We start from the raw sequence: 13115 nt of genomic DNA, 5'->3' as shown, positions 1-13115 counted from the left end.
GCATCAGTGCGGGTTCTCTCCTAGGAATTCACATGTAGACTGTAAACACGTCCATTTTGTGTGAGGGGCTCGTGTCCGAAATTGATGCACTGAACCAATGGCTGATTTCCGAAGGACGGTTATTAGGCGATGAAACCGCTATCGTGCAAGGCTATTGCGAAGGCCTTGTAACGCTTGGCGTGCCATTGGCACGGGCACGGATTGCACAAAACTACTCAAACCCACTGCTGAGCGCTTGGGGTATAATCTGGACCCCTGACAATACTCGCCGCTATACGGTTCCTACGACTGTGCTGTCGACAAGTGCTTGGCATGGCAGCCCATTTGAATACATCGTCACTCATCGCCGCCCTCTGCGAAAGCGGCTGACGGACCTCAAACTTGATGATGAGCACCCGATCTATTCAGAACTTGCCGAAGCGGGTGCTACGGATTTTCTGGCCATCCCACTGGAACATGGGAATGGATCGGTTCAAGGCACCAGTTTCACTTCAAACGCTGAACCCGGGTTTTCCGACACGCACATTCGGTACATTGAAGATTCGCGTTATGCGCTTGCAGCAGCTTTGGAACCCATAGCTATGCGTCAGTCGCAAAAAAGCCTGCTACAGACTTATCTGGGTCATGGCCCAGCGGTAGAGATCGGTCAGGGGCACATAAAGCGCGGGGAACACAGAACGGTTTCAGCCGCAATCCTGTTTGCGGATCTCAGGGGGTTTACCGAAAAGGCCCAAGCTTGGCCCGAGGATCAACTGTTGGCCATGATGGGAGACTATTTTGAAATGGTGGTCTCGCCAATTCAGGACGCAGGCGGCGATGTGCTCAAATTCATGGGCGATGGCATTTTGGCGGTTTTTGAGGCCGACAACAGCGACGAGTCCACCTGCCGATCGGCGGTCGAGGCTGCATCTGGAGCTTTGGTAAATCTTGGCGAATACAACAAACAAGCGGCTGAACGAAGCCAAGAGGCAATCGAGTTTGTCATCGGCATCGACTTTGGTCCTGTGACGTTTGGCAATATCGGCAGCCCTGATCGGTTGGACTTCACAGTCGTTGGACAGACCGTCAATGTCGCTAGCCGTGTACAGGATCTTTGCAAGACACTGGGTGAAAAGACCCTAATCACTTCGCGTGTTGCGAAACACATGGGAAACATGGTTCAGTCCGTCGGTCGCCACGCTGTTCGAGGTTTAGATCAAGATATCGAGGTTTTCAGAATTCCTGCCAAAGGATCGTAGCGCTGTAGGTTTTGAGAACGGGTTAGTCTGTTTTGGCCCTTGCAGACATGCTTTCCGCGCACCTTGGATCGGTCGGGACAGAGCTGCCTAGCTGAGAATGAAGGGCACCTGAATCCTGCGCATTCGGGGGTTTGAACGTTTGTTGATTATCCTCTTATCGCTCAGAAAAAGCGTTGCGCATCGTCTGATGGACCGGTTTCAACATATAAGTGAGCAGCGAGCTTTCACCTGTCGTCATTTCAGCCCCCACCGTCATTCCAGCCCGCAGCGGGCGTTGATATGCACCGGCCCCAACAGACTGTTCTTTCAACCGGATTGAGGCGCGGAAGTAAGTGTCCCCGGTTTGATCATCCACCAGTGGAACAGGAGACACAGCTACAATTCGACCTTGTGCCTTGCCGAAACGCCGCGCGTCATAGGTATCCACCGTCATTTGAACCTCTTTATCCAAATTGACGTAGCCGATCTCACTGTTCGGGATGCGCGCTTCGACCATTAGGTCCAGTTGGGAGGGGAGTAGTTCGAAAATTGTTTCCCCCGGCGCGATGACTTCGCCTTGGTTGGGGAAGGCGACCGATTGCACGATCCCCGTCTCTGGCGCGACAATTCGCAAGCCGTCGAGCTTTCGGTTCACAACGCGCAATGAAACGCCCAGTTCGCTGCGTAAATCGCTTAACTCTTCGAACGTGCGAAGGGTTTCTTCGCGAAGGCTCAAAGTTTGTTCGGCAAGATCGGCCCTGGCCATCGTCAGAGTATTGCGCGCCTGTGCCAGACGTACTTCGCCCTCAGATGCTGCAGTTTGCAGTGCGTCCAGCTGATCAGCATCCCGGGCAAGGTCACGTGCCGTTGTCAGGCCCTGATCATGCAGCAGTCGAGCGCGTTCCAATTCCGCCCGTTTTCTCGTGACTCGTTCCACCGTGAAACTTTGAGAGGCTTTCAGAATCTCAAGTGTTTCCTCTTGTTGTGAAATCGAAAATCGCTTCATACGCTGGCTTTCGACGTAGATCTCCAGCGTTGCAGCCGCACGGTGATGGTTCTGGCGGCGCAGCGCGATCAACTCCGATGTGCTGAGCTTACCGCTGCCCTCCAGCATTCTCAAAACGATGCGCCCATGTGTCAGTTTGCGGTCCAGTGTAGCAATCTGTTCCCGCAGTCTTTGCTGCTCTCTGCTCAGGTCGGGGTGGCTGAGCTGGACCAGCACGTCACCTGCCTGCACATGAGCTCCGTCTTGAACGTAAACCCTGTCAACGACACCGCCATCCATTACTTCGATCTGAGTGTAGTCCCCGATCGGGATGATCGTGCCCGGTGCGCGCGTGACTTGTGGCAGAATTGTCTGCCCAGCCAGCATGATCAGCGCAGCGACCATGCCAGACAAAACCATGGCAACCAGCGCTGCAAATCGCATCGGGCGCAACTGTGATTCACGTTTCGATTTTTCAAAGGGTCCCAATACCCGTCTGTTCTTCGAAATAAAGCGCATTGTCAGCCTTCCACTGCTTTCAAAACGGCCTGTACCTTTTTTACGGCCGTAGGCCCTGTGTCGTTCACAACTACGCGGTCCCCGTTCAGAAAAATCAGGCGGTCTGCCATGTGCATCAACGAACGGTCTGCGGTGGCAACCCAAATGGTCTTGTTGGATTTTTGATCGTTCAACCAAGATTTGAAGCGAGAACGACACTCGTGCGACAACCCGTTGGTGGGTTCCGAGAAAAGGCAAACAGAGGAAGACCGCGCCATGCTGCGCGCCAAAGCCAAAGACTTGATCAACGCATCAGACATGCCAGATATCTGCTGGGCAGTCAGTCGCGTGTTGCACCCGTCAGGTAATGCTTTGATCTCGTCAAGAATACCCAGATTGCCGAGCGCCGATTTGATCTCGGCCTCGCTCAGAGTTGGGGCGGCAAGGCGGAAGTTCTGTTTCACAGTGCCGTGGAACAAGCGTGGATTGTAGGTTGCATAGGTCACGGACTTTCGCAGCTCGTCCCGTGCAATTTGGCGGATGTCGATGCTGTCATGTTCGATCACACCCGCCGATGGTGTTGCCAACCCGCTGATCAGATCAAGCACCGCAGTTCGGTTTGCCACATCGCGGCCCATCAAAACAACCAACTCACCCGGGAAGCAGTGCAAACCAGCTGCAGTCAGCAGTGCGGGGTTCTGCGGGTCAGGGCGATAGCTTACGTTTTGGAAACTTATCGCCCCGCTTAGTGTTTTTTGGTGTGAGCGACCCAATCCGAGTTCAAGTTCTTCCGGCAAAGCCAGAACCTGATCGGCCTGCTTTTGACTGCTACGGTGCCCGGCCAATAGCACAAGCGAGGACTGAAAAGCCTGCACCGGTGCCAGCACTTTAGATACAAGCGCGATCGAAGCGATTAACGCCCCAAAGCTCATGCTCCCCTCAACAGCGCCGTGGGCGCATAGGATTATCGCCCCGACGGACCCAAGCGTGACAACTGTTTGAGAGAGGACCTGAGTCAAGTTACGCAGTTGCCGCGCATTCTTCGTTGCGGCCTCGGCTTCTTCCGCCAGTGGCATATATCGCGCCAGCCATTGGTTCTGAATCCCAAGATCTGCCAGTGCTCTTTGATACGCGACCGCATCCTCGATGCCTGTCGTGCTGGCTCGGGTGGCCTCAGCAGCTGTTCGGTCCAGCCGCTCTTGGATCGGCAGTGCGGCAATCCCTACAGCGAAAAGTAAAGCTGAAAGCCCAAGTGTCAGCAAACCCACAGGAGGTGCCAGATACGCAAGCACCGCAAGAAACATGACCGCAAATGGCAAGTCGATCAGAACGATCATCTGCTGACCGGTGAAAAGCTCACGTAAGGACTCGATCTGGCGAAAGCGAGCGATTTGTTGGTTTACATTGGATCTTCGCAGTTGGGACAATGGAAGACGCATTAGTTTTGAAAACAACCCGACGGCCAGTTCGCGTTCTCCATTCTTGCCGACTTGGGCAAGGGCTTTCGTCCGGATGCTGCGGAACAAAAAATCCGAAACGGCAAGGATACCGACGCCCACTGCCAAGCCGAACAAAAGGTCGACTGAGCCCGAGGGAACTACCCGGTCGTAAATTGCCATGATTAAAAGCGGCGCGAACAAGCCAAGCAGGTTGGTTAGAAACGCAGCGAGAAAAAGACCGAGCAGCATTTCACGCAACAGCCTGAACGACTCCGCAACCTTCCTGAGAGGGTGCTGCACCGGTTGGTTCTTAAACTGTTGGACACGGATCAGTGTGCAGGGTGTACTTTTTTGTTCAAGCGGGCGTGTAGAGTTGCTGCTCAAATCTGCGACTTGTAGCGTGTCGTTGGTGCGCCCAAGAACTACGTAACATTCTCCATGTCCCGGGATTACCAGAGCCGGGCAATCGTCCTGTGTGATTTCGGTCTCATGACACGTTGTCTGCTCATATGGAACGTTCAGGTTTTCAAGTGTTTGGACCAACTCTTCCGGGTCTAATGTCTCGGACAGATGAGGGAAGGCCTCTGATTTCGTATCCGTCTCGCTTTGCCAGCCGCTGATCAACAGCAATTTTTTCAACAAATCGGTCGCGTCATGCGTGTCTAGCTGGGTCATGCCACATCCATTCTGAATTGTGCGGCGATCTGGTCGGTGCGCAATTCGGCATTCCAGTCCGCGACCTCATCCCCTGTCTGAGAGGTTACAGAGCAAGTCACATCTGCAAGCCGTTGCAGGCGTGGATCAGGGCTATCGACAAGAATGGTTGGTCGGTTCGGCATTTTGGCGAGACAAGACGCAAAAGCATCCCGTTCTGTAGTGTCCAGAACGGACGTCGGTTCACTCATGATCAGGATTTTCGGGCGAAGTGCCAGTACACGCACAAGGGCAATCAGCTGTCGGTTCACTGGGTCATCTTCGAATGTACTGCCTGACCCCAGAACGGTGTTGTAACCCATCGGCAAACGATTGATCCGAAGATCCAGCCGTAACTGGTGGGTGAATTCTTTTGCGCGCGTAATCTGTTCGTCGTCTCCGAAGCCGCTGAGGTTCTGCAACAATGTGCCGGAAAGAATGGCCGGGTTACGTTCCAGAACAACTATGGCATCGCGCCCCCGCCAAGACGCCAAAGATCGCGCGTCAGTTCCGTCTATCAGCACTTCTCCGATGTCTTGTTCGGTTCGTCCGGCCACTGCGTCATAAAACGCATCGATTTGCCATCGCGCCGAGCTGGACACCAAGGCGATTTGACCAGGCAAAATCTGCAGGTTGTTCAACACAGCTGAATTGGCCCGGTCTTGACTAAATTTCAGACCTTGTATTGCGATCCTGCCGTTGATTGGGAGCTTATTCTCGGGCGCGGCCGGAACAGCTTCCAGCGCATCAATTTCACTAAGTTTGCTTTGGGAAAAGGCTATGTTTTCCGATTGCACCCACAGTGTCAAAAGCTTGGTCAGAGGTTGTATGATCCGCCCGTTCAACAACATACAGGCTGCCATCTCGGCGATCCCGATTTTGTTTTGGATCACCAGATATGCGCCCAGCAATCCCATGGCGGCAAGCGACACCTGACCAAATACTGCTCCAAAGTTTTGCGCAAGACCAGAAAGTCGGATCAGGTGTTCGCTTACGTCTACTGTCTTATCTTCGAGCTTTTCGAAACGGCGAGTCATCTGGCGTTCCATTCGGTTAGCCTTGACGGTTTGGCCGCCAGACAGCACCTCGGACAAAAAAGCATACCTGCGGCTGTCCAGCGCCTTACGCTTGTCGAACAACCTCCACTGCGCCCGTTTGATCGTCAGAGAGAACAGTGTTACGGCTATCAGCCCGATGATCGGCACAAAGACGAGCCAGCCCCCGATTAACGCAATCATCGCGGCGAACGCCAGCGTAAACGGGAGATCGATCATTAACGCTTGGTTCTGACCGGCGTTGTGATCACGCAAATGAGCAATAGCTGCAAAGCGTTCAAGATAGGCTGAACCGGCGTGTTTCGAAAAAGCAATCGGGTTGGCGTGAAGGATTCGGCTTAAAAAACGGCGATAGTTCGAGACCGCGGCCCGTTCCGAAGTGATGTTGAGCAGCGTTGCTCTGCTCCACCGCAGTGCCAGTTCAATTGAAACAGACACCAGAAGAAACAAGGTCAGCATTCTCAAAGTCTCGACCGACTGAAACGGGATCACCCGGTCAAAAATCAGCAATACCGTGATCGGCATTAACAACGCCAAAATGTTCAATGACAGCGACGCGGCAAGGATTGGTACATTGGTTGCAAGGGAACTGTCGCGCCCTTTGTATCCCTTGTCTTTCATCTTAGCTCCGTCCGATTGCCCGGCTTAGGAAGCGTTGTAAATCCTTTCTGTTTCATGAAGCTGCATGCTTCTCATCGGAAGGATTTGACTAAAATGAAGGGGGAAAACGAAAGGCCAGATTTACGATTCCACGTTACCGTTGTGTGTCAGTGAATTGGAATAGGGGTATGTTATGGGTGAAATAAATGGCGGCGGGTCGGGTTTAAATTCCAATGTGCCAAAGGACTTGCGTGACAAAGAGATATTTGCCTCTGGGATATCCAAATCGGTGCAGGTCACACCCGAAGATCAAAGCCGCAGCACATTGCATACCGGTGACCAACACGAGGGCAGCTTAGCCCAGCGCGAAACCGTCGAAGGGGCGCAGCGCCTGTCGCTGGAAGAAAATGCTGCGTTTGCGCATCAGGCACAGGATGAAGTGAAACCTTCCAAGGTCGACGCGCCGACAGAAACACCAGCACCGATTGTGCCTGTGCCTTCGTTGTCCGGAAGCCAGCAGCCTTCCAATACTGTATATCGACGTGAGAGCTTTGAACCTAAAAGTTTTGAGGTGGAAACAAAAATCTCTGCCAATGCCTCAATGACCGCCCAAAGCGCCCCTGCTGAGCGCGGAAAACCTGTCGAAATGGTGGATCAAATCAATTCAGATGAAACTCTATCCGTAAACGCGCCGTCCGACCCTGCGCCTGCTGGCGTGCCCATCAGAAACATCAAAGTTGTGGAAAATGCCGATGGACAAGCGGTAGCGACCCTGTCTGCGCATGATCGCGATGATGAGGAGCACCACAGTTTCTCGGTCTCGGACGACCGGTTTGAAGTTGTAGACGGAGAGTTGAAGCTGAAAGACGGGATTGCTCTGAATCACGAAGCAGAAGCGCGGATCGATGTGCAAGTCACAATCACCGACGCGGCAGGGTCTTCGCATACCGAAGTTTTCGCCATTGAGGTTACAGACGCCAACGATGCCGTTACTGGCGTGATCCTTTCGCATGCTGCAGTCGCTGAAAATGCGGGCGGGGCAGTCGTTGGGGTCTTGTCTGTGCAAGATGAGGATGCTGGCGACCGTCACAGCTTTTCGGTTTCGGACGATCGTTTCGAAGTTGTGGATAGTGAATTGAAACTAAAGGACGGGATTGAACTTGATTTCGAAGTCGACTCTCAGGTTGTTGTGCAAGTCACTGCCACCGATGCGGCTGGGTTTTCGTATTCAGAAGAGTTCGCAATAAACGTGACAGACCAAAACGAAGCGCCGACCCGTCTGACGTTGAGCACGAATACCGGCAACCTTGTTCAAAACGGCAGTTTCGAGGAATTTGACCTAGACCATGGACGATGGGGTACCTTCAAGAATGACACTTCAGGTGCCTGGGACAGCACGGCCGGGATGGAGATTTGGGACAATCTCGGTGGGACCAAAGCTTCGGATGGTCAGCAACACCTGGAATTGGACGCGGGCCGTGGCGTCGACAGCTTTTATCAGACGGTCCAGACCAGCAAAGGTCAGGTTTACGACCTGGGGCTTGATCTGCGGGAGAGATTGGCCAACGGCACAGATACGGTCGAAGTCTACTGGAACAACGAACTGATTGCCGAGTTGAACCCGGAAAGCACCGACTGGACCACTTTCGACATGCAGGTCATCGGCACTGGCGAAGACAGGCTGGAGCTGCGCGAACAAGCTGACGAAAACGATACATATGGGGCATTGGTCGACAACATTACTCTGACAGCCACACCGAATACACTCGCCGAAAATACCAGTGGCGCGATCGTGGGCGAACTTAGCTTTCACGATCCGGACAGTCATGACAGCCACAGCTATTCCGTCTCGGATGATCGGTTTGAAGTTGTAAATGGCGTCTTGCGTCTGAAAGAAAACGCGGCTCTAGACTATGAAGATGCCAAAACGGTGGAAGTGACGGTAAAGGTCACGGATGCCGATGGGCTCAGCACGTCAGAGACATTTGTTGTTAACGTCGCGGATACCCCGGACCTGACGGTTTCGACAGGGTTTCACGCACAGTATTTCGACGTCAACAAACGCCTGTCCTCGTTGGAGGACATTGATTGGGCGGCGGAGCCGACGCATCAGGAGGTCATTTCCGAAATTGACTACCAAAACAGTGGTGACTCTTTTTGGGAGGACGACTCCCGCGATACTTTCGGAGTGCAGATCAGTGGCGCAGTGCAAGTGGAGGAAGGCGGAATCTACCGGTTCGACTTGGGTGGGGACGATGGTGCGCAGCTGATGGTCAATGGGCAGCTTGTGGTCGAAAACGACGGGCTGCACGCTTATCAGACCAAGTCGGGCGAGGTTCACCTCGATCCCGGTATACATCATATCGAGGTGCGATATTTCGAGAATTATGGTCACGCCGGGCTGAAGCTGGAGTGGGAAGGCCCCGGGATGGACGGACCGGAACTTGTTTCAGCGCCAGATGTGGCATCAGTGCTAACTGTATCAGGCGTCCCGACAGCATTAAGTGTTGCCCACCCTGATGCAGATCAGAATGAGGCGGTTACGCTAACGGTGAAAGGTCTGCCTGCAGGCTCTGTCGTGGCCGCAGGCGATCAGACTTTGGTGGTCGGCGACGATGGCAGCGTCGACTTGACCGGTATTGCTGCGGAAACGCTGACCTTCACAACGCCTCATGATTTTGTCGGGGAAGTTGAAGCTCTGCTAACTGTGTCAGGCGACGGTTTGACCGATATTAGCCAACCGGTGAGCTTTGCCGTGGAAGCGGCGCAGATTGCTGAGCCGAGCGTAGCAGTGAGAACGGGTTTCCATGCGGAATATTTCGATTCAAATCAACGGATTGGAAAACTGGATGGCGTGAACTGGGACGCAGATCCAACACACCAAGAGATCAAGTCAGAAATTGACTATGACAACGGGCACGGATCCTTCTGGGAAGGAGGGTCCAAAGATACGTTTGCGGCCCGTTTCCAAGGGAAAGTGACAATTGATGAAGGCGGCACCTATACGTTTTTCACGTCGGCAGATGATGGTGTGGCGCTTTATGTCGATGGGCAAGAGGTCGTCAAAGATGACGGGAACCACAGTTATCGCAGCGACTCGGGTCAGATTGTCCTGGAGCCCGGCACGCATGATATCGAGCTTCGGTATTTTGAGAATTATGGCCGCGCCGGCCTGAAACTGGAATGGGAAGGCCCGGGTATCGAGGGTCGTCAAGTGGTTCAACCTGATCAAGAAGCTGCAGTTGACGTGAATGGCACGCTGAATATCGCGGTCGAGATCGACTTAGTCAGCGAAAATACAAGTGTAAGGGTTGAGGGCTTGCCGCCCGCAACGATCCTGAGCAGCGGGGAAGACGCGCTTGTCACAGATGGTGGCCCGGCCGACCTTTCAGGTTGGAACCTCGATGCATTGGAAATCTCACCCCCTCCAGAGTTTGCCGGAGTGATCAGCGGAGAGGTAGCGATTGAGTCAATTGCCTTCAATGGTGCTACCGTTACATCCACGGCAAATTTCACAATTGCGGTAGGAGACGCGCATAGCGATCCAGTGGTCGGCGTTTTAAGCGAAAGCGTCACGTTGACTGATACTGATGCCGCTGTGGGGGAACCAGTTTTTGACGTTGCTTGGGATGTTGCGGCGGATCAGATCGACGCGGTTGAGCGAGAGGCTACAGATGGGTCGAACCCGGACGTCATGGCGGAGCCCGTTACGGTTCAGCAAGTTTCTGACGTTACGCAAATCAACACAGAAACGTATGAGAGGGTGGAGTGGTAGGCCAAATTGGGTTGAGCAATGATAGCCGCGAAACCGAATGCGGAATAGGATGTCTACCGCCAAGAACGAGATTTAATTCATCAGATTCAGACACGCTTTCCTGTTGTGCCATCGCACCTGACAGTCATTCTACCTTTTTCTTTCATCTAAGTCTTGAGCGCTGGACCGTATGCCCTTGGCAATTGTGTGGTAACAGAGGAATGATGTTTGAATGGAACCTTTTTGACAGTTTACAGCGTAAGGGCCGAAGGAATGGGCATGAGCTTCACCGTCAAGCTTTCGGGTTCTTTCGACACGGTACAGTTTCAAGGGCCGGAGACTTGAAGTGACTGAATTTACTGAAATACCAGTGCTTGATCTGATTCCGCTTATCCGCGGTGAAGACACGAGCAAACTGGCGCACGCCTTTCTGGAAGCGTATGGCAAGACCGGCTTTGGGTACGTGATAAACCACGGGGTCGACCCTGAATTGCGTGCTGCCGTTTTTTCCGCTTCAAGACGATTTCATGCGCTGCCAGAAGCTGCGAAACAAGCTATCGAACTCGATAAAAACCATCGTGGCTACATTGCTATCAACACGTCTACAGATGTGAATTCCGATCTGGCCGAGGTCACCAAGCCGAACCAGTCGGCATCGTTCATGATGATGCGCGAGGATGCCGTCGCTGACCCGGATGTCTATCTGTCAGGGCCAAACCAATGGCCTGAACTTGAAGGATTTCGAGAAGCGTGTGAAGCCTATGCCAGGGCAATGACCGAATTGGGCCAAAAGCTTTTGGGACTGGCGTTGGAAGCGATCGGCGCCGAAAATCGCGCGATCCTGGAAGCTTTTGAAGAGCCGACCATGTGGCTACGTCTGCTTCACTATCCGCCGCAACCAGCGCAGAGTCCGGATGATCTGTATGGATCAGCCCCGCACAAGGATTTTGGGGTTTTGACCCTGTTGGCGCAAGATGACGTTGGCGGTTTGCAGGTTCAGACACCCGCTGGCCATTGGATTGATGCGCCCCCGATTGAAGACGCGTTTGTGGTCAATGTCGGTGACATGTTGCACCGCATGTCCAATGGTCGCCTCTTGTCCACGCCGCACCGTGTGATCAATTCCAGCGGCCAAGAGCGTTATTCAGTACCATTCTTTTTCGATCCGCACGTTTCCACCGATATTGTGCCTCTTGCAGGGACAGGTGCGCCAAGGTTTGCACCCTTGAACTTCGGGGATTTCTTGAAAAATGAGCTGGAAGCCAGTTACGAGGCGCATCAGAACGACATCACGGGTACTTAGGCTTGACCCCGGTTTGAGAAAACTTTAGGCCCGGCGCTCTTTGCTCAGACAATTCGGAGACATGCGCCATGGCCCCCATCCGCCCGTGGATTGGCATAGACTTTGGTACGTCAAATTCAGCTGTTGCATACATGGATGCAAACGTCCCTCGACTGGTGCGTTTCGATACCGATGCTCAGACACTTCCAACCACGTTCTTTTTTAACTTCGAAACGCGCGAAACCTTGATTGGTGATCTCGCCAATCAAGCGCTTTTGGACGGGTTGGAAGGGCGTTTCATGCGAGCGCTCAAACGAGTTTTGGGTACTGCTTTGATGCATGAAAAGCGGCAGATATTGAATGAGCGGCTGACATTTGTCGAAATCATCGGTTCTTTTCTGCGTCAACTGAGGGAACATGCAGAGGCCGAACTTGGTGTGCCGTGCACACGCGTTGTATCGGGGCGACCTGTGGTTTTTCATGGGGTGAACGACCCGCGAGAGGCTCAGGCCGAAGCTGACTTGCGTGCATGTTACACCGCCGCCGGATTTACGGATGTACGGTTCTGTCCTGAACCCGCCGCGGCGGCCATCGCGACTGGTGCCACTGAATGCGGCTCGGGTACAGGGGTGGTTGTCGACATCGGGGGCGGAACGTCTGACTTCTCGGTCTTTCGGTCCCATGCAGCCGAATTAGAGATTCTGGCCAATCACGGCGTGCGCATCGGGGGAACGGATTTTGATCGCGCGATCAGTATTGATCATGTGATGCCGCTTTTGGGCAAAGGTTCGATGGTCCGGGATGTGTTTGGTAGCGGGGCATCGAAGGCCCCCAACGCCATATTTAACGACCTTGCGACCTGGGAGGTGATCCCGTTTCTGTACACATTGCAAAACCGGCGATTGGTGGGCGACATGTTAAAACTGGCCCAGTCGCCTGAACGGTTCGCCCGACTTGCTTCGGTGCTTGAGCACGAATTAGGGCATGAGCTGGCCTTTGCTGTTGAACGTGGAAAGATTGAAGTGAACTCAGGGTCACAAGATCCGGCGATCAAACTTGAAGTGCTTGAGGCTGGGTTGGCGGTAAAGCTTAGTGATGCGCTTGTGGCCGACAGTCTTAACGATCATGCTTCACGGTTGGAGTCTGGGGCGCAAGAAGTATTGCGCCTGGCGGATGTAACTGCAGAACAGATCGACCGGGTTGTCTATGTTGGCGGCTCTAGCCTGATGGCCATTGTCCCCGAAACGATGCGGCGTGTTTTCCCAACTGCAGAGCATTCTTTTGCATCCGTTTTTACCGCTGTGGCGGAAGGTCTGGCCATCATGGCTGCGCGAGAGGGCGTGTAACCGTCTGTGACCAGTTCTATTCAAGGGCGCGTTCTCTGAGAGGTGCAAGACTTTACTATTTATTTTAACGCGTGAGAGGCATGCCACGGCTACGTGCTTTAACAGGCTGATCATTTGGCACGTCTGCATCGATCCGAGCAATAGCGAACCTGATCCCAGACCTTTGCCCATTTCCGCCGCCATGTGAAAGGTCGCCCACATCTGACGCAAGTTTTGAATGGCAGGTTAGACTTCTTACGCATGCGC

General features: G+C 53.5%; 8 protein-coding genes. 4 read left to right on the top strand and 4 right to left on the bottom strand.

The window, feature by feature from the left end; all coding sequences use genetic code 11:
• Positions 1 to 71 precede the first annotated feature (71 nt).
• Positions 72 to 1238 (top strand): adenylate/guanylate cyclase domain-containing protein, encoded by a 1167-nt coding sequence (locus tag ACR0EV_RS10630; protein WP_480800044.1) that lies wholly within the window; start codon positions 72 to 74, stop codon positions 1236 to 1238.
• A gap of 154 nt (positions 1239 to 1392) precedes the next feature.
• Here the strand turns inward: ACR0EV_RS10630 and ACR0EV_RS10625 are convergent, their stop codons facing one another.
• From ACR0EV_RS10625 to ACR0EV_RS10615, 3 genes are read right to left on the bottom strand one after another with little or no spacing between them, the layout of a single operon-like run.
• Positions 1393 to 2721, bottom strand: coding sequence for an HlyD family type I secretion periplasmic adaptor subunit (locus ACR0EV_RS10625; RefSeq protein ID WP_480800043.1), 1329 nt, complete (start codon positions 2719 to 2721; stop codon positions 1393 to 1395).
• A gap of 2 nt (positions 2722 to 2723) precedes the next feature.
• Positions 2724 to 4814 (bottom strand): ABC transporter transmembrane domain-containing protein, encoded by a 2091-nt coding sequence (locus ACR0EV_RS10620; protein WP_480800042.1) that lies wholly within the window; start codon positions 4812 to 4814, stop codon positions 2724 to 2726.
• Positions 4811 to 6508 (bottom strand): ABC transporter transmembrane domain-containing protein, encoded by a 1698-nt coding sequence (locus tag ACR0EV_RS10615; protein WP_480800041.1) that lies wholly within the window; start codon positions 6506 to 6508, stop codon positions 4811 to 4813. Before ACR0EV_RS10615 ends, ACR0EV_RS10620 begins: the two co-directional genes overlap by 4 nt.
• A gap of 172 nt (positions 6509 to 6680) precedes the next feature.
• Between ACR0EV_RS10615 and ACR0EV_RS10610 the strand changes: the two genes are divergently transcribed.
• The 3 genes from ACR0EV_RS10610 (at position 6681) to ACR0EV_RS10600 (ending at position 12869) form a co-directional block, all read left to right on the top strand.
• Positions 6681 to 10262 carry a PA14 domain-containing protein gene (locus tag ACR0EV_RS10610; protein ID WP_480800040.1) on the top strand — a complete coding sequence of 1194 codons (3582 nt, stop codon included), beginning with the start codon at positions 6681 to 6683 and terminating at the stop codon, positions 10260 to 10262.
• Positions 10263 to 10587: 325 nt separating this feature from the next.
• Positions 10588 to 11544 (top strand): isopenicillin N synthase family dioxygenase, encoded by a 957-nt coding sequence (locus ACR0EV_RS10605; protein ID WP_480800039.1) that lies wholly within the window; start codon positions 10588 to 10590, stop codon positions 11542 to 11544.
• A gap of 68 nt (positions 11545 to 11612) precedes the next feature.
• Positions 11613 to 12869, top strand: a complete 1257-nt coding sequence (locus tag ACR0EV_RS10600) for an Hsp70 family protein (RefSeq protein ID WP_480800038.1) — start codon at positions 11613 to 11615, stop codon at positions 12867 to 12869.
• 110 nt (positions 12870 to 12979) lie between these two features.
• Here the strand turns inward: ACR0EV_RS10600 and ACR0EV_RS10595 are convergent, their stop codons facing one another.
• The gene (locus ACR0EV_RS10595; RefSeq protein WP_480800374.1) at positions 12980 to 13111 is read right to left on the bottom strand and encodes a DUF2256 domain-containing protein; all 132 of its coding nucleotides are present in this window, start codon (positions 13109 to 13111) and stop codon (positions 12980 to 12982) included.
• Positions 13112 to 13115 lie beyond the last annotated feature (4 nt).

It is taken from the genome of Ruegeria sp. CF8 (genome assembly GCF_056537285.1).
This window is presented reverse-complemented; position numbering and strand designations above follow the sequence as displayed.